We start from the raw sequence: 25,606 nt of genomic DNA on the forward strand, positions 1-25,606 counted from the left end.
GCGCAGCTTCACGGGCGGGCATCCGCCACGGGCCCGCGCCCTCCCCGGAACCGCACGGGGCGGGCGCCAGGAGGAGACGGAAATGACCGGTCACATGTACCTGGCCTACGACTACCCGGTCCTGGGCGCGTTCTGGACGATGATGTGGATCTTCCTGTGGGTGATCTGGATCTTCCTCATCGTCCGCGTCGTGATGGACGTCTTCCGCGACGACACCATGAACGGATGGGCCAAGGCGGCCTGGCTGCTCTTCGTGCTCGTCCTCCCCTTCATCGGGATCCTCGCCTACCTCCTCTTCCGCGGCTCGGGCATGGGCAAGCGCGAGGCGGAGCAGGCGCGCACCCGGCAGAAGGCGTTCGACGACTACATCCGCGAGACCGCGGGCGGCGCCGGCACGGCGACGGGCGGGGTCGACGCGCTCGCGAAGCTCTCGGAGCTCAAGGCGAGGGGCGACCTGACCGAGGAGGAGTTCCAGCGCTTCAAGGAGAAGGTCCTGCACTGAGCGGTCCCAGCCCTTCGTCCCGCGGCGGCGTCCGCCGCCGCGGGCACCGCCGGGAGACACCATGAACGCACCGTACGGACACGCCACGACGCAAGGGCCGGCCGACCCCGACGAGGTGCTCGGCAGGCTGGGGGGCTCCTGGGGGTGGTCCCTGGGCTTCGGCCTCGCGACGCTCGTGGCGGGGGTGGTCGTGCTCGTCTGGCCGGACGAGACGCTGCACGTGCTGGCGGTCGTCATCGGCCTGTACCTGCTGGTCACGGGGGTCTTCCACTTCGTCACGGCGTTCTCCCGCCGGGACGGCGGCAGCAGGGTGACGGCGGTGATCGTCGCGGTGGTCGCCGTGCTCGCGGGGGTGCTGTGCCTGCGGCACCCGCTGCAGACCGCCGCCGTGCTCTCCCTCGTCCTCGGCGCCTACTGGCTGGTGTCCGGCCTGCTCGTGGGGTTCATCGCCGTCGCGGGACGGGACATGCCGCACCGGGGCATGGCCTTCGCCGTGGCCGCGCTCGGCGTCGTCGCGGGGATCGTCGTGCTCGCCTTCCCCGTGCAGTCGGCGGTCGCGCTGGCCCGGCTGGTCGGGCTGTGGCTCGTGCTGCTCGGCCTGGCCGAGGTGGCGGCGGCGTTCGCGTTGCGCTCCCTCGCGAAACGTCCGGCGTCCGCGCCTCCGCCCGTGTGATCAGGGCCCCGCGTCGTCGGCGGCGGCCCGTAGGGGCGGGACCGGCGTCTGCAGGGACTGCTCGGCCCAGATGGTCTTGCCCTCGGCGTGGTAGCGGGTGCCCCACTGGTCGGCGCAGCGGGAGACGATGAACAGGCCGCGCCCGCTCTCGTCCAGGGTGCGGGCGTGCTTCAAGTGCGGCGCGCTGGCTCCCGCGTCGCTGACCTCGCAGGTCAGCGTGGCGTCCAGCACGAGCCGCAGTTGCAGGGGAGGGGCCCCGTACCGCACCGCGTTGCCGACCAGTTCGCTGACGATCAGCTCCGTGGTGAAGGCCGTCTCCTCGTCGACCCCCCACTGCGCCAGCCGGCGCCGCGCCAACGACCGAGCGATGGGCGCCGCCTCCGCGTCGCTGGGCAGCGGGCAGGTCAGCACCCGGTCGCCGGGGAACCCCCGGGTGCGGGCGAACAGCATGAGCAGGTCCCCGGGCTGGCTGCCGTTCCTGATGGCGTACGCGAAGGCGTCGCTCAGCTCCTGCAGCGGGCCCCGGCCGTACCGCTCCAGCAGGCCGTGCAGCGTTCCGGAGCGCGGGTGGAGCAGGTCCGTCAGCGGGGAGGTGCCGAACAGCAGGGTGGTGTGCTCGGGGAGCGCGACCGTGGTGGCGGAGAAGGGCGTGTTGCTCGTCTCCGCCAGCAGCGGCCCGGCGGAGACGGGCAGCGACTCGATCGCGCCGTCGGGGAAGACGGCGATCGGCTGCGGGTGGCCCGCGAGGGCGATCGTGCAGGTGAGGTCGAGCGGGTCGTAGACGGCGATGACGCACTCCGCGGTCAGCGGCTCGCGGTGCAGGGGGTCCCCGGCCGGCAGCGCCGCCCGCTCCTCGGCCAGCCGGGTCGCCGTGTCGCTCAGCCTGGCCAGCAGTTCCTCGGGCTGCAGGTCGAGCGCGGCCAGGGAGTGGATCACCGTACGCAACTGCCCCATGGTGGTGGCGGCCTCGACGCCCCGCCCCTTGACGTCACCGGCGACCAGGGCCGTCCGCGCCCCGGGCAGCGGGATCACGTCGAACCACGCCCCACCGCCCTCCATGCCGGGCAGGTGGAGATGGGACGTCTCCAGCGCGATCCGCGGCGCCGGCCGCTGCGGCAGCAGCCGACGCTGCACGGTCGCGGCGATGGTGCGCTCGCGGGTGAAACGCCGGGCGTTCTCGATGCACAGCGCCGCGTGGGTGCACACGTCCAGCGCCAGCCTGACGTCGTCCTCGTCGAAGAGGTCCTCGTCCTCGTGCCGGTAGAAGCTGACCAGACCCAGCGCCTCACCGCGCACCGCCAGCGGCGCCACGATCAGGGAGTGCACGTTCTGCCGGCGGATCGCGTCGGCCCGCGCCGGGTCGGCCGCCAGCCACATGCTGTCCTCGTCCACCGGGATGAGCCGCGGCTGCAGATCGGCCAGCACGCGGGCGAACGGGGTGCCGTAGGGCAGGTGCCGGACGTCCCCCACGGGGTACGCCGAGATCTTCCCGCGGTAGGCGGCCCTGCGCAGCGGCACGTCGCGGTCGACGGGGACCAGCGGCGGCACCTCACCGCGCACGACGTCCTCCACCACCTCCACCACCACGATCCCGGCGAACGCCGGGACCACCGTCTCCGCGAGCTCCTCGCAGACCGCGACCACGTCCAGCCGCTGCCCCACCCGCTCGCGCACCGCGTCCAGGACGGCCATCCGCCGGCGGCTCGTCTGCCGCTCGGTGACGTCGGAGGCCGCGGCCACCAGCCCCAGCACCTCGCCGTGCGGGCCCTCCAGACGGAAGACGGACGTGAGGTACATGCGCCGGTGCGGCCGGCCCTCGCCCAGCGCGCCGCGCACCAGGCGGTTCACCACCGGCTCCCCGGTCTCCAGCACCCGCCGGGCGACCTCCTCCTCCGTCACCGGGTCGTCCAGCTGGAACACCTCGCCGAAGTGCCGCCCGGGGCTGAGCGCCGCATCGTGCAGCGCCCGCGTCGCGCTGTTCATCCGCACCAGGCGCAGCTGGTCGTCGAGGACGTGCAGACCCACCGGGGCCTGCGAGAACATCAGCTTCAGCAGCGCCATGTCCCGCGCGCCGAGGGCGTCGCCGCCCGCGCGCACCTCCCACATCACGGAGTCACCGCACAGGAGCGGCCTGACCAGCAGCTCGCTCTGGCCCAGGGCGGAACCGGGCGCGCGGACGAGGTCGGCGACGGGCCGTCCCACGGCCCGGTCGGCGGGCAGGCCGAACAGCTCATCGGCCTTGGGCCGCCACTCGGCCACCCGCCCGTCCTCGTCGACGAGCAGGAGCACGTCACCGCCACCCGCCATCCGCACGCACCTCCCACCTCACCCTCTCCCACCCCACCAGCCCCCGCACCCTGGCGTTTTCCCCCGGGGGAGGGTCCGCGGCGGCGACCGCGTCAGGAGGTGAGGAGCCGCTCGTCGGACGGGGCGGGGGAGGGCGAGGGGAACCCGTCGCCGTACTGCACCGCGATCATGGCGATGTCGTCGTCGAGCTTGATGGCGCCGCCGCCCACGTGCAGGGAGAGCCCGTCGAGCACGTGCTGGAGCAGTTCCTCCGGACGGGAGCCCGGCCAGTCGGCCACATGGGCGCCCAGGTCGTAGAACTGGCCGTCGTCGTTGCGGGCCTCGATGGCGCCGTCGGTGTAGAGCAGCAGCGTCGCCTCACGGCCGAAGGGGAAGGTGTCGACGACGTAGTCCTCGGCGTTCAGGCTCCCCAGGCCGAGCGGGGGAGAGGGCACGGCCGGGGACAGCAGCAGGGTGTCGGATCGCTGTGCCATGTAGGGCGGGGGGTGTCCGCAGGTGACCATGTGGATCTCGGCGCAGTCGTCGGGCACCTCCAGGACCAGCGCGGTGATGAACCGTTCCACGGCGTCGCTGTCGGTGCGGCCGGTCTCCTCGAAGTGGCCGCGCACCGCGTGCTCCAGGTCGGCCACCAGCTCCGGGAGCGAGCCGAACCTGCGGGCGGCCCCCCGGAACGCCCCGAGCAGGGCCTCCGCGTCCTCGACCGCCGGCAGCCCCTTGCCCTTGACGTCCCCGATCAGGAAGCGGACCCCCGCCGCGCTCCGGGCCACCGCGTACAGGTCCCCGCCGATCTGCGCGTACGGATGGGAGGCGTGGTACGTCGCCCGTACGAGCAACGGCCCGATGCGCGGGGGCAGCGGGCGCAGCAGGACGCGCTGGATGGTGTCGGACACGATCCGCACCTCCATCAGCTCCCGGACGCTGCGGTCCCGGATGCTGCGGGAGGCGATGACGAAGGCCGAGACGAGGAGGATCTCCAGCTGGTGCACGGCGGGGATGGAGGTGCCCAGCAGGTTGTCGTGGACGTCCAGCACGAAGGCGGCGACGCAGGACAGGGCGGCGCTCAGGGTCGTCGTCCCCGGCCCCGCCAGCACGGCCGTGGTGGCGGGGACCACCACCATCAGCGAGGCCAGGTGCTCGGTGGGCGGCAGTATGAAACCGGTGACGACGATCGCGCCGATCATGAACACGGCCAGCGCCAGTGGCCCGTGGCCCTGGGTCATCTGCGTCACCCAGGAGGGGCCGGGCCCTGAGCCCGGCGCGGCCGCCCGCTGCCCGGGCAGCCGCCGCAGGCGGTGCGTGAGACTGCCCTTCATCGCGGCTCCGGGTCCCTGACGGGGCCGGGGGCCGCGGCGCGAAGGTCGTCCTCCACCGCTGGCGCTCGCATACACCGAATGTACGCCCGGTAAACATCTCCGGTCATCGCACCACTTAATGGCGGCATTCGGGAAAAGCGGACGGTGCGAGGAAGGGAGGCGGTGGTGCGCCCTCCCCGGAGGCCGGGGGCCGGTCAGCCCGTGAACGCCTCGACCAGGGTCCAGACGGCCAGGCCCGCCATGCAGGCGCCGCCGATGCGCTGGACGGTCTTCAGCGGCACCTTCTTGGCGATGAACCGGCCCACCACCAGGGCCAGGGCGGAAACCGACATCAAGGCCGCGGCCGAGCCGACGGCCGTCGGCAGCCAGCCGTTGGTGGCGGCGAGGTTGGCGGTGGTGATCTGCGTGAGGTCGCCCCACTCGCCGATGAAGACGGCCATGAAGGCGGTGGAGTACACCGGCCAGAAACCGGTCACGGTCCTGCCGGCCTCGTCGTGGTCGTCGTCGCCCCCGCTCCGCAGCAGCATCACGGCGCCGAAGGCGAACAGGGCGGCGGAGACCAGCTTCACGGCCATGTTCGGCAGCATGCCGATCAGGCTGCCGGCGCCCACCGCGATGGCCACGTGCACGATGAAGGCGGTCGAGGTGCCGAACCAGACGTACAGCGGGCGCATGCGCGTGCCCATCGCCAGTGAGGCGAACATCGTCTTGTCCGGGAGCTCGGCGAGGAAGATCAGCCCGAAGGCGGTGACGAGCGCCAGGGGGTCGAAGGTCATTCCGGTGCTTTCTGCTGGGACCGGACCGCGGACTCGACGGCACCCAGGGGGCGACGGGAAGCGCCAACGGCCCGGCACGACGGAGCGGCCCGCACGGCGGTGCGGACCACGTCTTGCCTTGGCCGAAGGTCTCGTCCACCCCCGCACCTGGTGCGGCGGCCCGGTGGCCGGGACGTCCAGGACGTCCAGTGTGTCGACCAGCCGGTATTGCGGGACTACTCCCCTTCGCTGCAGTCCAGTGTACCCAACGCACGGATCGGCCCCGCCGGCCCGGCGGCGGACGTGTGCGCCCTTGTGCGACGCCCACCCGTTCGGTCGGCGGCGCGGGATACTGGCCGCATGAAGCTGACGGTGTTCTGGGAACGGATGCGCACGCACTTCGGCGAGACGTACGCCGATTCCTTCGCGCGCGACCACGTGATGTCCGAGCTCGGCGGCCGGACCGTGCACCAGGCACTGGACGAGGGCTGGGAGACCAAGGACGTGTGGCGGGCGGTCTGCGCGGCCGTCGACGTTCCGGCCTCGCGCCGCTGATCACGGGGTGGGACTGGGGTCGTGGCGGGAAGCGACGAGACGATAGCCGGGGCGGCCGCGGGTCCGCGGTCGCCGGGGGAGCCCGGGGACCCGGGACACGGAACGGGTGCCGGGGAGGGCACGGGGGGTTCCGCGATGCCGCGGTGGCTGCCGAAGGCGATGCTGCTGGCGATCGCACTGCTGGCCGCCTTCCAACTGGCGAACTGGGCGTTCCACCAGGTCATCGGTTTGCTGGTGAACATCCTGCTGGCCTTCTTCGGCGCCCTGGCGATCGAGCCGGCGGTGGACTGGATGGCCGCGCGCGGCATGCGCAGGGGGTGGGCGACCGGGCTGGTGTTCCTGGTCGTGCTCGCCGCGGGCGGGATCTTCGTGGTGCTGCTCGGCTCCCTGCTGGTGGACCAGATCACCTCGATCGGGCGCAATCTGCCGGAGTACGTCGACGACGTGGTCGTGTGGGTCAACCAGACCTTCGGCACCGACCTGTCCGTCGGCAAGGTGCAGGAGAACGTGCTGCACTCCGACTGGCTGCGCACCTACGTGCAGCGGCAGGCGGGCAACGTGTGGGGGCTGTCGGCGACGGTCCTCGGCGGGGTCTTCCAGGTGCTGACGATCAGCCTGTTCACCTTCTACTTCGCCGCCGACGGGCCCCGGATACGCCGTGCCGTGTGCTCGGTGCTGCCGCCCGCCCGGCAGGCAGAGGTGCTGCGGGCCTGGGAGATCGCGGTGGCCAAGACCGGTGGCTACCTGTACTCGCGGGCGCTGATGGCGCTGATCTCGGCCGTCTCCCACTACGTGCTGTTCGTGACCATCGGGGTGCCGTACGCGCCGGCGCTGGCGGTCTGGGTCGGCGTGGTCTCGCAGTTCGTGCCGACGGTCGGCACGTACCTGGCGGGGGCGCTGCCGATGCTGATCGCGTTCACGCAGGACCCGTGGGACGCGGTGTGGGTGCTCGGCTTCGTCGTGGTCTACCAGCAGTTCGAGAACTACGTGCTGCAGCCGCGGATCACCGCGCGCACCGTCGACATCCATCCCGCGGTGGCCTTCGGGTCGGTGATCGCCGGCACGGCGCTGCTGGGGGCGGTGGGGGCGCTGGTGGCGATCCCGGCGACGGCGACGCTGCAGGGCTTCCTCGGGGCGTACGTGAAGCGGTACGCCGTCACGGACCCGCGGGCGCACGGGCCGCAGCGGCGGCCGCTGTTCCGGTTGCGGTCGCGCAGGACCGGCCGGGGGAGCGGTCCGGGCGACGGGCAGGGCACCGGTCCGGGCGACGACGGACCGGAGGGGCCCGCGGGGGCGTGAGGGACCGGCGGGACGGCCGGAACGGGGCGGACGGCGGGGGCGACCGGGGTCCGGGAGTCGCTTGACACGAAAATCGAACATCCATTCTCATGGATGTGCCGGCCTGGTTTCCCAAGGGTTTTCACGGGCTCCCTTGGGTTGTCCACAGGCCGGGGGCGGCGTCGGGACGCGTTGTCAGTGGCAGGCAGTAGCGTCATGGACGTGAAGCGAACGACTCAGACACCCAGGGTGGAACCCATGGCAGGAACCGACCGCGACAAGGCGCTCGACGCCGCGCTCGCACAGATTGAACGGCAGTTCGGCAAGGGTGCCGTCATGCGCCTCGGCGACCGGCCGAACGAGCCCATCGAGGTCATCTCGACGGGATCCACCGCCCTGGACGTCGCCCTCGGCGTCGGCGGTCTCCCGCGCGGCCGCGTGGTGGAGGTCTACGGCCCGGAGTCCTCCGGCAAGACGACCCTGACCCTGCACGCGGTGGCCAACGCCCAGCGGGCCGGCGGCAAGGTCGCCTTCGTGGACGCCGAGCACGCCCTCGACCCCGACTACGCCAAGCGCCTCGGCGTGGACGTGGACTCCCTGCTGCTGTCCCAGCCGGACAACGGCGAGCAGGCCCTCGAGATCACCGACATGCTGATCCGCTCCGGCGCGCTGGACCTCATCGTGATCGACTCCGTGGCGGCCCTCGTGCCGCGGGCCGAGATCGAGGGTGAGATGGGTGACTCGCACGTGGGCCTGCAGGCCCGTCTGATGAGCCAGGCGCTGCGCAAGATCACCGGCGCGCTCCACCAGTCCAAGACCACCGCGATCTTCATCAACCAGCTCCGCGAGAAGGTCGGTGTGATGTTCGGCTCGCCGGAGACCACGACCGGTGGCCGCGCGCTGAAGTTCTACGCCTCCGTGCGGCTGGACATCCGCCGTATCGAGACCCTCAAGGACGGCACGGACGCGGTCGGCAACCGCACCCGCGTCAAGGTCGTCAAGAACAAGGTCGCACCGCCCTTCAAGCAGGCCGAGTTCGACATCCTCTACGGCCAGGGCATCAGCCGCGAGGGCGGTCTGATCGACATGGGTGTGGACCACGGCTTCATCCGCAAGTCCGGTGCCTGGTACACCTACGAGGGCGACCAGCTCGGCCAGGGCAAGGAGAACGCGCGCAACTTCCTGCGCGACAACCCCGACCTCGCCGACGAGATCGAGAAGAAGATCAAGGAGAAGCTCGGCATCGGCGTCCGGCCCGAGGCCTCGGACGAGCAGCCCGGTGAGGACGCGGCCGCTCCCGCCGCTCCCGCCGCTGTGGCCGACCCGGCCAAGGCGGACGCCGGCGCGACGGTCCCGGCGCCCAAGGCCGTCAAGGCGACCAAGGCCGCGGCCGCCAAGGCCTGACGGTGGTATCCGGGCACAAGGATCGTGGCGGCTCCTTCTCTCGCTCCTCGCCCGCCGTAGGGCAGGAGGGGCCCAGGGCGGAGCAAGAACGCCCGCTCGACCCCGTGGAGCAGGCGCGGGCGCTCTGCCTGCGCCTGCTCACCGGGACGCCGCGTACCCGCAAGCAGCTCGCCGACGCCATGCGCCGCCGGGAGATCCCGGAGGACGCGGCGGAGCACGTGCTGGAGCGGTTCGAGGACGTCGGGCTCATCGACGACCAGGCGTTCGCCAACGCCTGGGTGGAGTCCCGGCACCGCGGCCGGGGCCTCGCCCGGCGTGCCCTGGCCCAGGAGCTGCGCACCCGGGGGGTGGACGCCGAGGCGATCGGCCAGGCCGTGGGGCGGCTCGACGCGGGGCAGGAGGAGGAGACCGCCCGCGCCCTCGTCGACCGCAAGCTCCGGGCCACCCGAGGCCTGGAGAAGGAGAAGCGGATCCGCCGGCTCGCCGGGATGCTCGCCCGCAAGGGGTACGCGGAAGGGCTCGCCCTGAGGGTGGTCCGCCGTGCTCTGGAGGAGGAGGGCGAGGACCCGGAGTCGCTGGAGCAGTACCTGCCCGACTGAACCTCCGTTGAGGTTCCTTGACCGTGCCTCTGAGTCGACTTAGCCTCACAACCGGTGAGGGATCGCGTCCTCAGAGATACGGGAGTTGGTGCCATGGGCATCGCGCTGGGGACCGAATCCGTGTTCACGGCCGTGGCCGTGGCCGTCACCGTGGCCGTCGCGGTCACCGCGGGGGTGCTGCTCCAACGGCTCCGCGCGGGACGCGAACAGCTCAGGGCGGCGGCCGAGCGTGAGGCCCGAGAGATCCGGGCCACCGCCAAGGAGGAAGTCCGTGAGATCCGGGCCGACTTGGAGCGGCGTGAGCAGCGGCTCGCCGACCGGGAGGCCCGCATCGACGCCGAGTCGGAGCAACTGCACCGGCGTCGCCGTGAACTGGCCGAGGAGCGCGAGGAGCTGGAGCGCCGCCGCGCCGAGCTCAACCGGCTGGAGGAGGAGCGGCGCGACGTCCTGGAGCGCGTCGCCGCCTACACCGCGGCCGAGGCCCGCGCCGACCTCGTGCGCTCTGCCGAGCAACAGGCCAAGCGTGAGGCGGCGGTGATCGCCCGCGACATCGAGCGGGCGGCCCGCGACCGCGGCGAGGAACGCGCCCGGCGGATCGTGGCCGGGGCCATCCAGCGCGTGGCCACCGAGCAGACCGCCGAGTCCGTGGTCTCGGTGCTCCAACTGCCGGGCGACGAGATGAAGGGCCGGATCATCGGCCGCGAGGGCCGCAACATCCGTGCCTTCGAGGCCGTCACCGGGGTCAACCTCATCATCGACGACACACCCGAGGCGGTGCTGCTGTCCTGCTTCGACCCGGTGCGCCGCGAGGTCGCCCGGCTCGCCCTCGACGCGCTCGTCACCGACGGCCGCATCCACCCGCACCGCATCGAGGAGGTCTACGAGCGCAAGCAGGCCGAGGTCGAGCAGCTCTGCGTGCGCCACGGCGAGGACGCGCTCACCGAGATCGGCATCACCGACATGCACCCCGAACTGGTCACGCTGCTCGGGCGGCTGCGCTACCGCACCTCCTACGGCCAGAACGTGCTCGGCCACCTCCTGGAGTCCGCGCACATCGCGGGCATGATGGCCGCCGAACTCGGCATCGACCCGGCCGTGACGAAACGCGGCACGCTGCTGCACGACATCGGCAAGGCCCTCACCCACGAGGTCGAGGGCAGCCACGCCCTCATCGGCGCGGACCTGGCGCGGCGGCACGGCGAGTCCGAGGACGTCGTCCACTCCATCGAGGCCCACCACAACGAGGTCGACCCCCGCACCGTCGAGGCCGTCCTCACCCAGGCCGCCGACGGCATCTCCGGAGGCCGTCCCGGCGCACGGCGCGAGTCCCTGGAGAGCTACGTCCGCCGTCTCAAGCGACTGGAGCAGATCGCCGCCGCGCACACGGGGGTGGCCAAGGTCTTCGCCATGCAGGCCGGACGCGAGGTCCGGGTCATGGTGCGCCCGGAGGACGTGGACGACATCCAGGCGCAGGTCATCGCCCGTGACGTGGCCAAGCAGATCGAGGAGGAACTCACCTACCCCGGCCAGATCCGCATCACCGTCGTCCGTGAGTCCCGCGCCACGGAGTTCGCCCGCTGAGCGGACCGGCCGGGACGAACGGACCGGCCCGGCGGCTCGCCCCGGCGGCTCGCCCCGGCTCCGCCGGAGGTCCAGCGGACGGAGCCGGGACCGGGCTCCCCGGGCCCGCGCCCCGCCCCTCCCCCCGCCCCGTCAGTGGGGGACGCGGTCCTGGACGGGGCTCGGGGGGCCGCCGCGGGCGAGGTCGGCGTAGGCGTACAGCTCGGTCGGGCGGCAGCCGGTCATCACGGTCACCAGGTGGCCGTCCGGGCGGATCAGCAGCACGCTGTGCGCCGTCGACCCCGGGTACGCCTCCGTGACGAGCAGCTCCGCCCGGGTGGGCAGGGCCGCAACCGCCTTGGCCAGCCGGGGCATCAGGCCCGCGGTGAGCCAGTGCCGGCTCTCCCACACACCGGTGCCCGGCGCGACGAGGACGACCAGCAGGTCACGCCCGAGGCGCTCGTACAGGCGCGCCCCGGAGCCGTCGAGCGCCGTGACCGGGACGTCGACGACCGCACCGCCCGGGGGAGTGGCACAGGACCCCAGAAGCGGCGACGGCGCGGCCGCCGAGGAGGCCGAGGCCGCGGCGCCCGCCCCGCGGGGAGCGGGCAGCGCGAGCGGTGAGCGGGCGTAGACCGGCGGCGCGCCGAGCGGGCCCCGGCCGAGGTGGCCGTCGGTGAGCAGTTCGGCGTACCGCCGGGCGGAGCCGGACAGCACGGAGCGTCGCACCGTGTGCCAGACACCGCTGGCCCGCAGCAGCGGCAGCACCTGGTCGGTGGCCCGCAGCCGGGCGCCCACCGCGCCGCGCCGCTCGGCCTGGTAGCTGTCGAGCAGGGTGTCCGAGGCGCCGTGGTGCCAGGCCAGGGAGAGCTTCCAGGCGAGGTTGTCGGCGTCGCGCAGGCCCTCCTCCAGGCCCTGCGCGCCCAGCGCGCCCATGAGGTGCGCCGCGTCGCCGGCCAGGAAGACGCGTCCGGCGCGCCAGCGCCGGGCCAGCCGCTGGTGCACCGGGTACTCGGCGGAGCCCAGCAGCTCGTACGACGGAACGCTTCCGCACCAGGCCGTCAGGGTGCCGCGGATCCGCGAGACGAGCTCGTCGGAGGTGAGCGGCTCACCGCGCGCGGGCAGCAGCCAGTCCAGCCGCCACACGCCGTCCGGCAGCGGACGGGCCGTCACCTCCGGTCCCGCGCCAGGCCCCGGCGGCTCGCGGTGCAGCAGAGCCACGCCCTCGTCGGGCAGCGCGACCCGCAGGGCGGCGACGGCGTGCCGGTCGACGGCCGTGCGGCCGGGGAAGCGCACGCCCAGCAGCTTGCGCACGGTGGACCGCGGGCCGTCGCACCCGATCAGGTAACTCCCGCGCCACCAGGTGGCGTTGGCACCCTTGGTGCGGACGCTGACACCGCGGTCGTCCTGCTCGACGGAGTCGACGCGCGCCCCCGGGACGATCCGCACCAGCGCCTGCTCGGCGAGGGCCCCGCGCAACCCGTGCTCCAGGCGTTCCTGCCCGATGTGCAGCGGGGAGGGCCCCTGCCCGCCGGAGGCGCGGTCGCCGAACTCCACCCGGACGGTCTCCTGCCGTCGGCGCAGCGTCCGCCACGCCTCCCAGGTGGCGCCGGACTCGTAGAGCCGGCGGTGGCCGAGCCGCACCAGCAGCCCGGCGGTCTCGGGACTGAGGACGGCCGTGCGTTCCGCGGGGAGCGAGGGCGCGTGGTCGTGCTCGTCCAGCACGATGCTCGGCACGTCGTGCCGGGCCAGGCAGAGCGCGAGGGCGAGCCCGACCGGACCCGCCCCCGCGATGATCACCGGGTCCACTGCGCGGTCCCGGGAAGTTGTGCAGTCACATTGCGTATGCAACCTACTGCGCGTGCGTGCGTCAAGTGACCACACCTGCCGCGCGGTGGCGCGCCTGGCGCGCCGTCACTCCGCGGCGGCCTCCACCGCCTTGATGGCGCCCGCCTTCGGCGGCGCGCCCTTGCGGCTGCGGCGGCCGCGACGCTCGATCCAGTTGGCCAGCGCGCTGAGCGCCAGGCACATCAGGATGTAGATCGGCGCCACGATGATGATCATCGGGATGAAGGGGAAGCCCGCGCTGTTCTTCGCGATGAGGTTGCCGGTGTAGAGCAGCTCCTCGTACGTGATGATGTAGCCGAGCGAGGTGTCCTTCAAGGTGACCACCAGCTGGCTGATGATCGAGGGCAGCATCGCCCGGACCGCCTGCGGGATCAGCACGAAGACCATGACCTGCGTCTTGCGCAGGCCGATGGCGTACGCGGCCTCGCGCTGGCCCTTCGGCACGGCGTTGATGCCGGCCCGGAAGATCTCGGCCTGCACCGAGCCGTTGTAGAGGGTCAGGCCGATCACCAGCGCCCACAGCGGGGCCGAGGTGAAGACGCCCACGTACAGCGCGAAGATCATGATCAGCAGCGGCATCGCGCGGAAGAACTCCACGACGACCGTCGCCACCCACCGCACCGGGGCGTGGTCCGACAGCCGGCCCGCCGCGAGCGCCGCGCCCAGCACCAGCGAGAAGACCGCGGCCAGGGCGAAGGCCTTCAGCGTGGCGAGCAGACCGTCGACGATGCGCTGCTGGATGTCGGTGTACTGGAAGGGCTCCCAGAGGTACGAGGCGAACTGCCCCGACTCGTCGAGCCGCCGGTAGACGAACCACAGCAGCACGAGGATCGCCAGGGCGGCGGCCGCGCCGACGACCCGGTTGCGGATCCTGGCCCGGGGACCGGGCGCGTCGAAGAGGACGTTCGCGCTCATCGGGCCACCGCCAGCCGGTTCTCGAGCAGTCGGAAGACCGCGCTGATGAAGAGGGTGATGATCAGGTAGGCGATCGCCACCCAGATGAAGATCGCGAAGATGTTGTAGCCCTTCTCACCGAGCGTCTTCTGCACGCTGAACAGCTCGAAGACGCTGAACCCACCGGCGATCGCGGAGTTCTTGGTGAGCGCGATCAGCAGGCTGCCGATGGGCGGCAGCACGGTCCGGGTGGCCTGCGGCAGGATGATCAGCCGCAGGGTCTGGGTGAAGGTCATCCCCAGGCTCCGGGCGGCCTCGGCCTGCCCGAGCGGGACGGTGTTGATGCCCGAGCGCACGGCCTCGCAGATGAACGCCGAGGTGTAGCAGCTCAGGGCGAGCACGGCGAGCCGGAAGAAGCTCCAGGTGTTCAGTCCCAGCCGGGGCAGCACCAGCGCCGCGATGAAGAAGAGCAGGGTCAGCGGGGTGTTGCGCAGCAGCGTCACCCAGACCGTGCCGAAGGCGCGCAGGGGCGGCACCGGGGACACCCGGAAGGCGGCCATGATCACCCCGAGCACCAGGGCGATCGCCCCGCTGATCGCGGTCAGCTCGACCGTGCCGAGGAACCCCTCGCGGAAGAGCGCGAAGTTGTCCAGCAGTACGTTCATCGATTCTCCGAAAGGGGTGCGCCGACGGCCGCTCCTGGCCGCCGGCGCATCAGGCTCGGGCTGTGCCGGGGAGGGGGGACGGGACCCGGGTCAGGCCGGGTCCCGCCCGTTTCAGGACTGGAGCTGCGGGATCTCGGCGCTCACGCCGGACTTGCCGAGCGTGGCGTCGTAGGCCTTCTTCCAGTCGCCGTTGTCCTCGTGGTTCTTCAGCGCGTTGGTGATGGCCTTCTGCAGGACGGTGTCGTCCTTGAGCAGGCCGACGCCGTAGGGCTCCTCGGAGAACGGCTTGCCGACGACCTCGAGGTTGGCCGGGTCCTGGGCCGCGTAGCCCTTGAGGATGGCGTCGTCGGTGGTCACCGCGTCGACCTGGCCGGAGGCGAGGTTCTGCACGCACAGCGAGTAGGAGTCGTACTCGACGGGCTCGGCACCGTAGTTGCCGTCCTTGATGCGCTGGATGGAGGTGGAGCCGGTCGCCGAGCAGACCTTCTTGCCCTTGAGGTCGTCCGTGCTCTTGATGCCGCTGCCCTTCTTGACCAGGAGGTCCTGGCCCGCGACGAAGTACGGGCCGGCGAAGGAGACGGACTTCTTGCGCTCGTCGTTGATGGTGTACGTGCCGACGTAGTAGTCGACCTGGCCGCCGGAGAGGGCGGTCTCGCGGTTGGCCGACTGGATCGTCTTGTACTCGATCTTGCTCTCGTCGAAGCCGAGGTCGGCGGCGATCATCTTGGCGATCTCGATGTCGAAGCCGGAGTACTTCTTGCTGCCGGGGTCCTGGTAGCCCAGGTTCGGCTGGTCGGCCTTGACGCCGATGACGAGCTTGCCGTTCTTCTTGATCCGGTCCCAGGTCTTGGAGCCGGCCAGGTCCACACCGGTCTTGACGGTGTAGGTGGGCAGTTCGGCGGCGGCCGCGCTGCTGGAGCCCTTGTCAGGGGTGCTGGAGGAGGAGGGCGAGCCCTCCTTGCCGCACGCGGTCGCGGTGGCGGTCAGCGCCAGGACGGCCAGAGCGGCGGCGGCAGTGGTACGGAAGCTCATCGTGATCATCCTTAGGTCGGCGAACCGTCGGTGTCGCTCTCAGTGGTGAAGGATCTTCGAAAGGAAGTCCTTGGCCCGGTCGCTCCGGGGATTGCTGAAGAACTGGTCGGGCGTCGCCTGCTCGACGATCCGCCCGTCCGCCATGAAGACCACGCGGTTGGCGGCGGACCGGGCGAAGCCCATCTCATGGGTGACGACTACCATCGTCATCCCGTCGCGTGCGAGCTGCTGCATGACCTCCAGCACCTCGTTGATCATCTCCGGGTCGAGCGCCGAGGTCGGCTCGTCGAAGAGCATGACCTTCGGTTCCATCGCCAGCGCCCGGGCGATCGCCACGCGCTGCTGCTGGCCCCCGGAGAGCTGTGCCGGGTACTTGTCCGCCTGGCTGCCCACGCCCACCCGGTCCAGCAGCGCGCGGGCCCGCTCCTCGGCGGCCCTCTTGCCGGTCCTGCGCACCTTGACCTGGCCGAGCGTGACGTTCTCCAGGACCGTCTTGTGCGCGAAGAGGTTGAACGACTGGAAGACCATGCCCACGTCGGCGCGCAGCCGGGCCAGCTCCCTGCCCTCCTGGGGCAGCGGCTTCCCGTCGATCGTGATCGCGCCCGAATCGATCGTCTCCAGGCGGTTGACGGCCCGGCACAGCGTCGACTTGCCCGACCCCGAGGGGCCGATGACGACCACGACCTCGCCGCGGCCGATGCTGAGGTTGATGTCCTGGAGCACGTGCAGCGCGCCGAAGTGCTTGTTCACGTCCTTCAGTACGACCAGGTCGTCGGGCGCCGTAACGGCGTCCTCGGTCACCGGCACTTCGGTCATCGGCGTGTGCTCCATCCTCGTCGGTTGACCAGACCTTGGCGATCACCCTATTGACGCTTGGCAAACCGAGTCAGCACATCTGAGGGGAACTTGAGCATCACGATCCGGTCACTGGCTGGCACAAATCCGGCACTGTGGGTGAGCCCGGCCGGTTGTGCAGCGTACCGGCTCCGTAACAGTCGCCCCGCAGGGCCGGGCTGCGCTTGACGCGCACGTGGCCCATCGGCGTGTATTCGGTGGTAGAGCATGATTGCGGGGGCGTGAAGGGCCGGACCGCGGGAGGTGAACGGATGAGACTGCTGCTCGTGGAGGACGACCACCGGGTCGCCGCCGCGCTGTCGGCCGTGCTGGCCAAGCACGGGCTGCAGGTCACCCACGCCCGAAGCGGCGAGGAGGCGCTGCACGCGCTGCTGCCCGACCACGGGCCCGGCTTCGACGTGGTCCTGCTCGACCTCGGCCTGCCCGACCAGGACGGCTTCGAGGTGTGCAGCCGCATCCGGCTGCGCACCGCCATCCCCGTGATCATGGTGACCGCGCGTGCCGACGTGCGGTCCCGCATCCACGGCCTCAACCTCGGCGCCGACGACTACGTGGTGAAGCCGTACGACACCGGTGAGCTGCTCGCCCGCATCCACGCCGTGTGCCGCCGCAAGGCGCAGGAGGCGCCCGCCGGGCCCGAGACGGAGGGCGCGGAGGCCGCGGGCGGTGTCATCGGGCTCGGCCCGGTCCGCGTGGAGCTGGAGACCCGCAAGGTCACCGTCGGCGACGAGCCGGTCGCGCTCACCCGCAAGGAGTTCGACCTGCTCGCGATGCTCGCGCAGCGGCCCGGCGTGGTCTTCCGCCGTGAACAGATCATCAGCGAGGTGTGGCGGACGAGTTGGGAGGGGACCGGGCGCACCCTCGAGGTGCATGTGGCGTCCCTGCGGTCCAAGCTGCGCCTGCCCTCCCTGATCGAGACCGTGCGCGGGGTCGGCTACCGCCTCGTCGTGCCCTCCGGCTAGGAGGCCGTTCCTCCGTGCGCACCCGGCTGCTGCCGCTGCTCATCGTGCTGATGGCCGGTGTGCTGCTGGCCCTCGGCTTCCCGCTCGCCGCCAGCCTGGCCGCCGCCCAGCAGCAGCGCGTCGTCGTCGACCGCATCGACGACACCGCGCGCTTCGCCGCGCTCGCCCAGTACGTCAGCACCGACGGCAGCGGCGAACGGGTGAAGACGCTGCGGGCGGAGCTGCTGCAGTACCACTACGTGTACGGGATCCGGGCCGGCGTCTTCGACCGCGACGGCGAGCCGATCGCCTCGGCCCCGAAGGGCTGGACGCTGCCCACCGGCGGTGAGGCCTTCACCGCGTACAGCGAGGCCCTGGCCGGGCGGCGCAGCCACGACCCCAAGCAGATCTGGCCCTGGCAGCACCGCTCCCTGTCGGTCGCCTCCCCGGTCGTCCGGGACGGCGACGTCGTCGCGGTCGTGCTCACCGACTCGCCGACCGGCGCGATGCGCTCGCGCATCCTGCGCGGCTGGCTGCTGCTCGCTGCCGGTGAGCTGGCCGCCATGATCGTGGCCGTCATGGCCGCCTTCCGGCTCACCGGCTGGGTGCTGCGCCCGGTCCGGGTGCTGGACCGGGTCACCCACGACATCGCCACCGGCCGGATGAAGTCCCGCGTGGCGGTGTCCGGGGGGCCGCCGGAACTGCGGCGCCTGGCACGCTCGTTCAACGAGATGGCCGACAACGTCGAGGAGGTCCTCGACCAGCAGCGGGCCTTCGTCGCCGACGCCTCCCACCAGTTGCGCAACCCGCTGTCCGCACTGCTGCTGCGGATCGAGCTGCTGGGCCTGGAACTGCCCGACGGGCACGAGGAGATCGCCTCGGTCCGGGAGGAGGGCAAGCGCCTCGCCTCGGTCCTGGACGACCTGCTGGGCCTCGCCACCGCCGAGCACGCGGAGGCCAACCTCGCCCTCACCGACATCGCCGCCCTCGCCGCGGAACGCGTCGAGGCGTGGCGGCCGGTCGCCGAGCGCGACGGCGTGGAGCTCTCCTACGGGGGCGCCGCCGCGGTGACCGGCTGGGCCGACCCGGTGGCGCTGTCCAGCGCCCTCGACGCCGTGATCGACAACGCCGTGAAGTTCACCCCGGACGGTGAACGCGTGCGGGTCACCACCGAACTGCGCGGCCGCCCCGGCGCGATCGACGTGACCGTCGCCGACGGCGGCCCGGGTCTCACCGAGGACGAACTCGCCCGCATCGGCGACCGTTTCTGGCGCAGCCCGCGTCACCAGAACGTCGACGGCTCGGGCCTCGGCCTGTCCATCGCGCGGGTGCTGCTGACGCAGGGCGGCGGCAGCATCGCGTACGCGCCGAACGAGCCGCACGGACTGGTGGTGACCCTCACGGTGCCGCGTACGGCTCCCTGAGCCCGGGGCCGGCCTGGCGGGCCAGCGGGTTGGAGCCGATCGAGTTGTGGATGCTGAAGTTGACGGCGTCCGAGCGGTAGCGGTCGTCCGACCACTCCACCGGGCGGCCCTTCTGCGTGGTGGTGACCCGGCGCACCCGCAGCAGCGGGCTGCCGCGCCGCACGCCCAGCAGTTCACTGTCCCGGGTGCCGGCCGCGACAGCGTCGATCAGATGCTCCCCGTAGGCGAAGACCAGGCCCGTGTCGTCGTACAGCCGCTGGGTGACCGACTCGCAGTCCGGCTCTATGCGCAGCACCGCGGGGGCGATCCAGTCGGCGTAGACCGTGCGCTCCACCAGGACGTGCTCACCGTCCAGTCCGCGCACCCGCAGCACGTACAGCACGTCGGCGCCCGTGCGCAGGTGCAGGCGCGTGGCGTCCTCCGCGGTGGCCGGCCGGGTCTCGGTGCGGACCACGGTGCCCGAGGCGGCGCGGCCCATGGCCCGCGCCCACTGGGCGAAGCTGCGCAGCTCCGCGAAGCTCTGGCTGCGCCGGCTGGCCAGCACGACGCGGCGGGCGCCCTGACGGGAGCCGATCAGCCCCTCCGCGGTCAGCGCGGCCACGGCCTGGCGCACCGTGCCACGGGAGACGCCGTACCGGGCGGCCAGTTCGGTCTCCGGCGGGAGCAGGGCACCGACCGTGTACTCCTCGTCGTCGATGGCCCGCCGGAGCTCCTCGGCGATCTCCTCGTGCCGCGCCGCCACCGCGCCCCCTTCCGTTCATTCACCGTCTGCGCACAACATCGCTCAGCGTAGACGAGCCGGGCGCCGATCGCGCGCAGGGGTTCACGGCTCCCGGGGCCGCTCGCGGGCTCCTTGGCCGGAAAGGGACGACTGCCCACTGCAGGCTTGCCGAGGTTTTCCCGCCGTTTACGGAAAGGCCATTGACGCACGGCCTACTGAAGGCCAACTTGTTCGGACAAGTTGAACCGCCCCGACCTCCCTGGCCCTCAGGACCCGACTTCCCCTCCAGGAGACTTCCGTGCCCGCGTCCCTCCCGAAGGCGGCCGCACTCGCCGCCGGCCTCGCCGTGACCGCGCTGGCGCTCAGCGCCTGCGGCTCGGCCCCCACCACCCAGACCGCCGCCGACGGCAAGAACGGCAAGAGCGCGGCCACCGCGACCTCCGCCGAGGAGTTCGGCGGCATGGACGCCCTGGTCGCCGCCGCCAAGAAGGAGGGCACGCTCAACGCGATCGCCCTGCCCCGCGACTGGGCGAACTACGGCGCGCTGATCGACGGCTTCACCAAGAAGTACGGCATCAAGATCCAGAACGAGACCCCGGACGCCGCCAGCCAGGACGAGATCAACGCCGTCACTTCCCGCAAGGGCCAGGACCGCGCCCCCGACGTCCTCGACCTCGGCGCGTCCTTCGCGATCAGCGGCGCGCAGCAGGGCCTGTTCGCCCCCTACAAGGTCGCCTCCTACGACGACATCCCGGCCGCCCAGAAGGACGCCCAGGCCCGCTGGTACAACGACTACGGCGGCTACGTCTCCATCGGCTGCGACGCCAAGCGCGTCAAGAACTGCCCGACCACCTTCGCCGACCTGCTCAAGCCCGAGTACAAGGGCCAGGTCGCGATGAACGGCAACCCGACCAAGTCGGGCTCGGCCTTCGGCGGCGTGTACGCGGCGGCGCTGGCCAACGGCGGCTCCTTCGACGACATCCAGCCCGGCATCGACTTCTTCGGCAAGCTGAAGAAGAACGGCAACTACAACCCCGTCGAGTCCACCCCGGCCACGGTCGAGAAGGGTGAGACCCCGATCAGCATCGACTGGGACTACCTCAACGCCGGCTACGCCGAGGAGTTCGCCAGCAAGGGCGTGGACTGGAAGGTCGCCGTCCCGAGCGACGGCGAGTACGCCCAGTACTACGCGCAGGCGATCAACAAGGACGCCCCGCACCCGGCGGCCGCCCGCCTGTGGCAGGAGTACCTGTACAGCGCCGAGGGCCAGAACCTGTGGCTCGCCGGCTTCGCCCGCCCCGTCCTGATGCCCGCCATGGACACGGCCGGCACCCTCGACAAGACCGCCGCCGCCAAGCTCCCCGCGGTCAGCGGCACCCCGTCCTTCCCGACCGACGCCCAGCAGAACAAGGCCAAGGAAGTGCTGGCCCAGGGCTGGGGCAAGGCCGTCTCCGGATGACCGACCCGATGACCGCCACCGCGGCGCCCGTCGCCGCCGCTGCCGGGGCCACCGCCCCGGCGCGGCGGCGCTCGGCCGGCTGGCTCGCGGTGGTCCCGCTGCTCGTCTTCGTGGCGATCGGTTTCGGGGCCCCCGCGGTCGCCATGCTCAACGGCGCCTTCACCGTCAAGGACCCCGCGACCGGGGCCACCTCGTACACCACGGCCAACCTGACCGCTTCCCTGCAGGGCGCCTACCTGACCGCCCTGTGGGGCAGCGTGAAGCTGTGCGGGCTCTCCGCCGCCATCGGCGCGGTGTTCGGGCTGCTGCTCGCCCAGGCGGTGGTGACCTCGCGCTTCCGCGCGCTGCGTGAAGCCGTGCTGACCGCCTCCGGCGTGCTCGCCAACTTCGGCGGAGTGCCGCTGGCCTTCGCCTTCGTGGCGACCCTGGGCAACGCCGGCGTCCTCACCCGCCACCTGGGTCTCGCCGACCACGGCTGGAGCCTCTACAGCTTCTGGGGCCTGGTCATCGTCTACCTCTACTTCCTCATCCCGCTCATGGTGCTCACCGTGACCCCGGCGCTGGAGGGGCTGCGCGTCCAGTGGCGCGAGGCGGCCCAGAACAACGGCGCCACCAACGGGCAGTACTGGCGGCACGTCGCCCTGCCGGTGCTGGCCCCCTCGCTCCTCGGCGGCCTGGTCCTGCTCTTCGGCAGCGCCTTCGCCGCCTACGCCACCGCCGCGGCGATGGTCGGCAGCTCCGTGCCGCTGATCACCCTGCAGATCGCCGACGCCATCTCCGGCAACGTCCTGGTCGGGCAGGAGAACGTCGCCCTCGCCCTCAGCCTGGACATGGTCGTCGTCGCCGGCCTGGTCATGGCGGTCTACCTGCCCCTGCAACGACGGAGCGCGCGATGGCTGGTCTGACGAGCACCCGGATCCGGCCCTGGCGCGGCATCGTCCTCGCCGGTGCCGGCCTCTACTTCCTGGTGCCGCTGGCCGCCTCGGTGGTCTTCACCGTGGACGTCCCCGGCCAGGGCATCACCTTCGACGCGTACGGCCAGATCCTGGGCGCCGAGGGCTTCACCTCCAGCCTGCTGCTCTCCCTGGAGCTCGCGGCCGCCACCATCGCCGTCGTCCTGCTGCTGATGGTGCCGGCCATGGTCGCGTTGCGGCTGTCCGCGCCCCGGCTGCGCCCGGTGGTCGAGGTCGTCTGCTCGCTGCCGCTGGTCGTGCCGCCGATCGCGCTGGTCGCCGGGGTGAGCAACGTGCTGCGCTGGGGCCCCGAGCACCTGGCCACCACGCCGCTCTTCCAGACCTTCGTGGCCATCCAGAACCCGTCCTTCCCGGTCGTCCTGGTGCTCACGTACGTCGTGATGGCGCTGCCCTTCGTGTACCGGGCCCTGGACGCCGGACTGCGGGCGGTGGACGTCCGCACCCTGGTCGAGGCGGCCCGCTCCTGCGGCGCCGACTGGCCGCGCGCGCTGGTCCGGGTCGTGCTGCCCAACCTGCGCGGGGCGCTGCTCAACGCCTCCTTCCTCACCCTCGCCCTGGTGCTCGGCGAGTTCACCGTCGCCCAGCTGCTGGGCTTCCAGCCCTTCGCGGTGTGGATCGTCACGGTCAGCGGCTCGCAGGCCCAGCTGTCCGTGGCCGTCTCGGTGCTCAGCCTGCTGGTCACCTGGGTGCTGCTGCTCGTCCTGGCCGCCGTCGGCGGACGCCGCCCGACCTCACGTACCGCCTCCCGGAAGTGACCGAGACATGACCGACACCGTCCCCGCCCCGGCCGACGCCGCGCCGACCGTGCCCGGCGGCGCCACCGTCGAGTTCCGGGCGCTGCGCCGCGCCTTCGGGCCCACCGTCGCCCTCGACGGACTGGACCTGACCGTCCGGCCCGGAGAACTCCTCGCCCTGCTCGGCCCGTCCGGCTGCGGGAAGACCACCGCGCTGCGGATGCTCGCCGGCTTCGAGCACCCCGACTCCGGTCAGGTGCTGGTCGACGGCAAGGACATCACCAAGATCCCCGCGCACCGCCGCGACGCGGGCATGGTCTTCCAGTCCTACAGCCTCTTCCCGCACCTGAGCGCCGCCGACAACGTCGCCTTCGGGCTGCGCATGCGCAAGGTCGGCGCCGCCGAACGGCGCGCCCGTGCCGCGGAACTGCTGGAACTCGTCGGCCTGCCGGACCACGGGGACCGCTACCCGCACCAGCTCTCCGGCGGCCAGCAGCAGCGCGTGGCCCTCGCCCGCGCCCTGGCGCTGCGACCGCGCGTCCTGCTCCTGGACGAGCCGCTGAGCGCGCTGGACGCCAAGGTGCGCACCAACCTGCGCGAGGAGATCCGCCGCCTCCAGCTCGAACTCGGCATCACCACGCTGTTCGTGACGCACGACCAGGAGGAGGCGCTGTCCATGGCGGACCGCGTCGCCGTCATGAACGCCGGGCGGATGGAGCAGTGCGCCGCCCCCGCCGAGCTGTACGACCGCCCCGCCACCGCCTTCGTCGCCGAGTTCGTGGGCACCAACAGCCGCCTGCCGGGCCGGCTGACCGACGGCGGCACCGTCGAGGTCCTCGGCCGGCGGCTCCCCGCCCAGGGCGACGTGCCCGCGGGCACCGAAGTGGACGTCCTCGTCCGTCCCGAGGGGGTGCGCCTGACCGCCGACCCCACCGGCGACGCGCGCGTCATGGCGACCGCCTTCCTCGGCGCCGTCACCCGGGTGACCGTGCAACTTCCCGACGGCACCTCCGTCAAGGCCGACGTGGCCGGCTCCGACGCCGCCGCCCTCCCGCCGGGGGCGACCGTCACCGTCTCCCTGCCCGACCGGCCCGTCCTGGTCACCGCGCGCACCGCCTGACCCCGATCGCACCTCCCATCCCCCCACACCCCCGAGGAAAGAGAGCCCCGTGACCCACCCACCGCACCACCCGCTCCAGGCCGTCCTGTTCGACATGGACGGCACGCTCGTCGACACCGAGCAGCTGTGGTGGGAGGCGGTCGCCGAGGTGGCCGCCGGGCTGGGACACGTGCTCGGCGACGCGGACGTGACCGAGGTCCTCGGCCGCGCCGTCGAGCACACCGCCGCCCACCTGGTGACCACGACGGGGACGGCGGCCGGCGCCGACGCACTGGCCGCCCTCCTGCACCGGGAGTTCGCCGAGAGGGTCCGCGCCCGCACGGTGCCCCGCCCCGGCGCGCTGGAGCTGCTGGACGAACTCGCCCGGCACGAGATCCCCATCGCCCTGGTCTCGGCGTCCCCGCGCGAGGTCGTGGACATCGTGCTGGCGGTGCTGGGCCGCGAGCGCTTCGCGGTATCCCTGACCGCCGACGACACCCCCCGCACCAAGCCCGCCCCCGACCCCTACCTCGCCGCCGCCCACGCCCTCGGCGTGGACCCCGGCGCGTGCGTGGCCGTCGAGGACACCCCGACCGGTGTCGCCTCCGCCGAGGCCGCCGGCTGCCGCGTGCTGGCCGTGCCCTCCCTGGCGCCCATCGCCCCCGGCGCCGGACGCGCGGTGCTCGGCAGCCTGGAACGGGCCGACGTCTCCGTGCTGCGGGCCCTGGTCGCGCGGCCCCCGTCCTTCCTCGTGCCCGCCTTCACCAGCCGCCGCGCCCGCGTCGGCGAGCCGTTCCGCGCCACCGTCGCCGGGCTCCTGCGCGGCGCCCCCGTCACGTACGCCGGGACCGCGGGCCCCGACTGGGCGCGCGTCTCCGCCGACGGCACCGTCACCGGCACCCCCGACGCACCCGGCGACGCGGAGGTCGCCGTCACCGCCACGGACGCCGACGGGCGCTCTGACACCGTCACCGTGCGTGTGCCGGTCGTCGCGGCGGGCGAACCCGCCGTGCGCGAGCTGCGCGTCATGAGCTGGAACCTGTGGCTCGGAGGCACCCGCGTCGACGACCACCGGGACAAGCAGCTGCGCGTGCTGCTGGAAGCCGACGTGGACGTCGTCGGCCTGCAGGAGACGCGGACGCACTCCGCCAAGGAATTGGCCGAGGCGCTGGGCTGGGACCACCACCAGGCGGGCGACAACCTCGGCGTCATCAGCCGCTACCCCATCGTCTCCCGTCACGGCCTGCCCGCGAGCCCGTTCTACGGCGGCCTCGGCGCCACCGTCCGGCTCGACGAGGGCCACGACGTCACGCTGTGGAGCGCGCACCTGAACTACACCCCGTACGGCCCCTACGACGCCCTCCACGACCGGCAGCCGGTCGAGGTGCTCGTCGAGCACGAGGCGGCCTCGGGACGCCTGGACCAGATCCGGGACATCCTGCACGACATGGCCGACGACCTCGCCGCCCGCGACACCACCCCGGTCGTCCTCGTCGGCGACTTCAACGTCCCCTCCCACCTGGACTGGACCGCCGAGGCGGCGCCCCTGCACGGCGGGTACGGACCCGTGCCCTGGCCGGTCACCCTCGCCGCCGAGGCCGCCGGACTGCGCGACTCCTACCGCGAGGCCCACCCGGACCCCGTGCGCGAGCCCGGCACCACCTGGTCACCCGTCACCCCCGAACCCGAGCCGCAGGACCGGATCGACTACGTCCTGTACGCCGGGCGGGGCCTGCGGGTGCTGGACTCCACCACCCTGGTCACCGGGGAGCCCCGCCCCGAGCCGGACGTGGCGGGCAACGCCTGGCCCTCCGACCACGCCGCCGTGGTCACCACGTTCGCCCTGTCCTGAACGGGCGGGGCCCGGGGGGCCCCCCCGCGGGCCGGCCCCCCCCCCCGGGCCCCGGCCTTTCCCGGCTCCCCGCGGGCTGGTGTCACTGGTCGACGATCTGGAAGGCGCGGACCGTGTGCCGGGACTCCGGGACCCAGGTGCCGGACGGGAACGTCACGAAGT

Annotated in this window: 22 protein-coding genes and 1 pseudogene; 14 read left to right on the forward strand and 9 right to left on the reverse strand. The window is 72.5% G+C overall.

Annotation, left to right across the window (positions count from 1 at the left end):
* Positions 1 to 82 precede the first annotated feature (82 nt).
* Together ACFV3E_RS36120 and ACFV3E_RS36125 are read left to right on the forward strand one after the other, a co-directional pair.
* The gene (locus ACFV3E_RS36120; RefSeq protein WP_500360165.1) at positions 83 to 502 is read left to right on the forward strand and encodes an SHOCT domain-containing protein; all 420 of its coding nucleotides are present in this window, start codon (positions 83 to 85) and stop codon (positions 500 to 502) included.
* A 61-nt stretch (positions 503 to 563) separates the two neighbouring features.
* Entirely contained in the window at positions 564 to 1,175 is a 612-nt protein-coding gene (locus ACFV3E_RS36125) for an HdeD family acid-resistance protein (RefSeq protein WP_500539105.1), read from the forward strand.
* On the opposite strand, the gene ACFV3E_RS36130 is transcribed toward ACFV3E_RS36125, so the two are convergent.
* The 3 genes from ACFV3E_RS36130 to ACFV3E_RS36140 form a co-directional block, all read right to left on the reverse strand.
* Positions 1,176 to 3,482, reverse strand: coding sequence for a SpoIIE family protein phosphatase (locus ACFV3E_RS36130; protein WP_500539108.1), 2,307 nt, complete (start codon positions 3,480 to 3,482; stop codon positions 1,176 to 1,178).
* A gap of 92 nt (positions 3,483 to 3,574) precedes the next feature.
* A complete protein-coding gene (locus ACFV3E_RS36135) occupies positions 3,575 to 4,795 on the reverse strand; it encodes a PP2C family protein-serine/threonine phosphatase (RefSeq protein WP_500539110.1) in 1,221 nt (406 codons plus the stop codon).
* A 194-nt stretch (positions 4,796 to 4,989) separates the two neighbouring features.
* On the reverse strand, positions 4,990 to 5,571 hold the full coding sequence (locus ACFV3E_RS36140) for a TMEM165/GDT1 family protein (RefSeq protein WP_500539112.1): 582 nt from the start codon (positions 5,569 to 5,571) through the stop codon (positions 4,990 to 4,992).
* A gap of 339 nt (positions 5,572 to 5,910) precedes the next feature.
* Between ACFV3E_RS36140 and ACFV3E_RS36145 the strand changes: the two genes are divergently transcribed.
* From ACFV3E_RS36145 to rny, 5 genes and pseudogenes are all read left to right on the forward strand, one after another.
* Positions 5,911 to 6,105 carry a DUF3046 domain-containing protein gene (locus ACFV3E_RS36145; protein ID WP_499514387.1) on the forward strand — a complete coding sequence of 65 codons (195 nt, stop codon included), beginning with the start codon at positions 5,911 to 5,913 and terminating at the stop codon, positions 6,103 to 6,105.
* Between the two features lie 135 nt (positions 6,106 to 6,240).
* Positions 6,241 to 7,404: an AI-2E family transporter gene (locus ACFV3E_RS36150; protein WP_500539114.1), complete on the forward strand. Its 1,164-nt coding sequence runs from the start codon at positions 6,241 to 6,243 to the stop codon at positions 7,402 to 7,404.
* A 237-nt stretch (positions 7,405 to 7,641) separates the two neighbouring features.
* Positions 7,642 to 8,787, forward strand: a complete 1,146-nt coding sequence (gene recA / locus ACFV3E_RS36155) for a recombinase RecA (protein WP_500539116.1) — start codon at positions 7,642 to 7,644, stop codon at positions 8,785 to 8,787.
* A pseudogene (gene recX / locus ACFV3E_RS36160) lies at positions 8,733 to 9,386 on the forward strand (recombination regulator RecX); the annotation flags it as partial. The gene recA and the pseudogene recX, both read left to right, overlap by 55 nt.
* A 93-nt stretch (positions 9,387 to 9,479) precedes the next feature.
* Complete coding sequence (rny, locus tag ACFV3E_RS36165; protein ID WP_500539118.1) at positions 9,480 to 10,967, forward strand: ribonuclease Y; 1,488 nt, start codon at positions 9,480 to 9,482, stop codon at positions 10,965 to 10,967.
* Between the two features lie 132 nt (positions 10,968 to 11,099).
* On the opposite strand, the gene ACFV3E_RS36170 is transcribed toward rny, so the two are convergent.
* The 5 genes from ACFV3E_RS36170 to ACFV3E_RS36190 form a co-directional block, all read right to left on the reverse strand.
* Positions 11,100 to 12,755 carry an FAD-dependent monooxygenase gene (locus tag ACFV3E_RS36170; RefSeq protein ID WP_500539120.1) on the reverse strand — a complete coding sequence of 552 codons (1,656 nt, stop codon included), beginning with the start codon at positions 12,753 to 12,755 and terminating at the stop codon, positions 11,100 to 11,102.
* A gap of 105 nt (positions 12,756 to 12,860) precedes the next feature.
* Positions 12,861 to 13,709: an amino acid ABC transporter permease gene (locus ACFV3E_RS36175; protein WP_500539122.1), complete on the reverse strand. Its 849-nt coding sequence runs from the start codon at positions 13,707 to 13,709 to the stop codon at positions 12,861 to 12,863.
* Complete coding sequence (locus tag ACFV3E_RS36180; protein WP_500539124.1) at positions 13,706 to 14,353, reverse strand: amino acid ABC transporter permease; 648 nt, start codon at positions 14,351 to 14,353, stop codon at positions 13,706 to 13,708. Before ACFV3E_RS36180 ends, ACFV3E_RS36175 begins: the two co-directional genes overlap by 4 nt.
* Positions 14,354 to 14,464: 111 nt before the next feature.
* Positions 14,465 to 15,385, reverse strand: coding sequence for a glutamate ABC transporter substrate-binding protein (locus ACFV3E_RS36185; protein ID WP_500539126.1), 921 nt, complete (start codon positions 15,383 to 15,385; stop codon positions 14,465 to 14,467).
* 39 nt (positions 15,386 to 15,424) lie between these two features.
* Positions 15,425 to 16,201, reverse strand: a complete 777-nt coding sequence (locus ACFV3E_RS36190; protein ID WP_500539128.1) for an amino acid ABC transporter ATP-binding protein — start codon at positions 16,199 to 16,201, stop codon at positions 15,425 to 15,427.
* A 290-nt stretch (positions 16,202 to 16,491) separates the two neighbouring features.
* On the opposite strand from ACFV3E_RS36190, the gene ACFV3E_RS36195 reads away from it, so the two are divergent.
* Together ACFV3E_RS36195 and ACFV3E_RS36200 are read left to right on the forward strand one after the other, a co-directional pair.
* Positions 16,492 to 17,202 (forward strand): response regulator transcription factor, encoded by a 711-nt coding sequence (locus ACFV3E_RS36195; RefSeq protein WP_500539130.1) that lies wholly within the window; start codon positions 16,492 to 16,494, stop codon positions 17,200 to 17,202.
* A 14-nt stretch (positions 17,203 to 17,216) separates the two neighbouring features.
* Entirely contained in the window at positions 17,217 to 18,605 is a 1,389-nt protein-coding gene (locus ACFV3E_RS36200) for a sensor histidine kinase (RefSeq protein ID WP_500365767.1), read from the forward strand.
* Here ACFV3E_RS36200 and ACFV3E_RS36205 read toward each other — a convergent pair.
* On the reverse strand, positions 18,580 to 19,347 hold the full coding sequence (locus tag ACFV3E_RS36205; RefSeq protein ID WP_499514398.1) for a GntR family transcriptional regulator: 768 nt from the start codon (positions 19,345 to 19,347) through the stop codon (positions 18,580 to 18,582). The two genes, ACFV3E_RS36200 and ACFV3E_RS36205, sit on opposite strands and share 26 nt — an antisense overlap.
* A gap of 277 nt (positions 19,348 to 19,624) precedes the next feature.
* Here ACFV3E_RS36205 and ACFV3E_RS36210 point away from each other — a divergent pair, with 277 nt between their 5' ends.
* The 5 genes from ACFV3E_RS36210 to ACFV3E_RS36230 all read left to right on the forward strand — a co-directional run bounded on the left by ACFV3E_RS36210 (position 19,625) and on the right by ACFV3E_RS36230 (position 25,444).
* Entirely contained in the window at positions 19,625 to 20,785 is a 1,161-nt protein-coding gene (locus ACFV3E_RS36210; RefSeq protein WP_500539132.1) for an ABC transporter substrate-binding protein, read from the forward strand.
* On the forward strand, positions 20,782 to 21,690 hold the full coding sequence (locus ACFV3E_RS36215) for an ABC transporter permease (protein WP_500539134.1): 909 nt from the start codon (positions 20,782 to 20,784) through the stop codon (positions 21,688 to 21,690). Before ACFV3E_RS36210 ends, ACFV3E_RS36215 begins: the two co-directional genes overlap by 4 nt.
* A complete protein-coding gene (locus ACFV3E_RS36220) occupies positions 21,678 to 22,514 on the forward strand; it encodes an ABC transporter permease (protein WP_500539136.1) in 837 nt (278 codons plus the stop codon). Before ACFV3E_RS36215 ends, ACFV3E_RS36220 begins: the two co-directional genes overlap by 13 nt.
* Positions 22,515 to 22,521: 7 nt before the next feature.
* A complete protein-coding gene (locus tag ACFV3E_RS36225) occupies positions 22,522 to 23,613 on the forward strand; it encodes an ABC transporter ATP-binding protein (protein ID WP_500539138.1) in 1,092 nt (363 codons plus the stop codon).
* A gap of 94 nt (positions 23,614 to 23,707) precedes the next feature.
* Complete coding sequence (locus tag ACFV3E_RS36230) at positions 23,708 to 25,444, forward strand: HAD-IA family hydrolase (protein WP_500539142.1); 1,737 nt, start codon at positions 23,708 to 23,710, stop codon at positions 25,442 to 25,444.
* Positions 25,445 to 25,606 lie beyond the last annotated feature (162 nt).

This window comes from Streptomyces sp. NPDC059718 (assembly GCF_042733315.1).
Taxonomy (GTDB): Bacteria; Actinomycetota; Actinomycetes; order Streptomycetales; family Streptomycetaceae; genus Actinacidiphila.